This is a genomic window from Chamaesiphon sp. OTE_20_metabat_361 (assembly GCF_031364565.1).
Genome location: NZ_JANLWO010000772.1, coordinates 1 through 1,854, shown reverse-complemented (window position 1 = coordinate 1,854; position 1,854 = coordinate 1). Strand labels below are relative to the sequence as shown.

1 protein-coding gene and 1 pseudogene are annotated in these 1,854 nt (G+C 48.3%); both read right to left on the bottom strand.

The genetic code is table 11. From position 1 onward, the window contains the following. Positions 1-1,084: trypsin-like peptidase domain-containing protein (locus RMO35_RS21840; protein WP_309744256.1), on the bottom strand; the 1,084-nt coding region annotated here is incomplete at its 3' end. A 521-nt stretch (positions 1,085-1,605) separates the two neighbouring features. Further along, a pseudogene (locus tag RMO35_RS21835) lies at positions 1,606-1,854 on the bottom strand (cell wall hydrolase); the annotation flags it as partial.

Sequence of the window (1,854 nt, the reverse complement as noted above, 5' to 3'; positions counted from 1 at the left end):
CAATCAGGGTGCCTTTATCGGTATCGATTTTGAGATTGGCGTCAGTATCGCTATTAATCTGGTTCTTGAGTTCGGGAGTCAGATTTATCATCTGTACGCCGATAAAGGGGTGATCGACCTTACCATTAGCAATCAGTTGGGTGGCAATCCGTTGGGCAGTATTGATGGGAATTGCAAAGCCCAAGCCTTGGGTACCGCGCAGAATTGCGGTATTCATCCCGATGACTCGACCGCTAGCATCGAGCAGGGGGCCGCCCGAGTTGCCAGGATTGATCGCCGCATCGGTTTGGATGTAGTTGACACGTTTGTCTGCTGCGCCGATTTCGCTGCTACTGCGTCCGGTACCACTGATAATCCCTGCCGTGACAGTATTATCCAAGCCTAAAGGATTGCCGATCGCGATCGCCCATTCACCAGGCTTAATTTTTTCAGAATCACCGAGCTGAATGGTGGGGAGATTTTTCTCGGCTATTTCGATGACAGCGACGTCGGTGACTCGATCGATCCCTTTAACTTTACCCGCGATCGTCCGGCCATCTTTGAGAGTAACGGTCACTTTAGTCGCGCCAGAGACAACGTGAGCGTTGGTCATAATCTGACCGTTATTATTGATAATAAATCCCGACCCAGTGCCCTGTCTGATTTCCCGTTCTCCAGATCCACCCGATTGGGGCACGCGATTGCCAAAGAATCGCCGGAATAAGGGATCCTCTTCACCATCTGCCATGGCAGGTCTTGCTGCGACAGTTGTAGAAGCATTAATTCTCACTACAGCGGGGCCGACTTTATCCACCACATTGGTGATGAAGTTAGTATTAGCAGTGGCTAAGATGCTGCTACTATTTGCTACTTTGGGCGTAGCTACAGCCGGAGATTCGAGCGTCGTGGGTACCTGTTCTTTGGCAGCCAGATAGCCAAACGAACAACTCGCGATCGTGCTTAACAATAGCAGTGAAACATACTTGCTACCTCGGCGCAATGTTTTTAACGCTGCGGGGGAGTTTGGTGATGCAATCGGCTTGTCGGTTGTCTCTGTAGTTGGGGCGCGGTCTTCGATCGGTAGTTTTTTCTGGGGGTCTGACATACAACTCACTCTCTATACAATTCTTGTAGCAATCTCAGCTAGCTGGCATCAGTTCTTTGCTTTTAGCCGATATCGCCCTACACTCGACTATCCCTATTTTAGGGGTGAGTTTGAACTTCATGACAGTAGAGTGGCGAACTTTGTTGCCGATGCAGTGAGATCTTAACGATATTGTAAGATTTGTGGCATGGAGAGGAAAGGGTAAAAGGTAATGGGTAAAAGGTAATGGGTAAAAGGTAATGGGTAAGAGGTAAATAATTGATGGTAGTAAAGACGCAAGCGCCTAAACTTCTACCTCTTATCTCTTGGAAAATGTCTGAAAAGTATAATTGCTGCGTTTTAAGATCTAAATCCCCCAACCCTCAGAAAAATGAGCTTTAGCGGCTCGCATAATCCGGGAGGTTCCCTCTCGGATTATGCGAGACAAGACAGGGGAGATTTAGATCTTCGACTCACACCGAAAAGCCTTTTCAGACACCCTCTTACCTTTTACCTCTTACCTTTTACCTCTTACCTTTTACCTAAAAAATCCCCGCTGTCTCATATAGCCGTCGGAGTACAGCGGCAATTTTGATCGTATACTGGGCATCTGCCGACCAGCGACCATTTAATTGCCGCATCGTCGGCGCGATGCCCCGTCTAACGAGTTCAAATCTAGGTGCGACGCACTCTTGAACTAATAAATCGTTACTGGCATATGCTTTGAGTTGTTGAATGTGAGCGCGGATGCCCAGCCGCAGATTGGTAAATTGCGCCCATTCAGCCTGTCG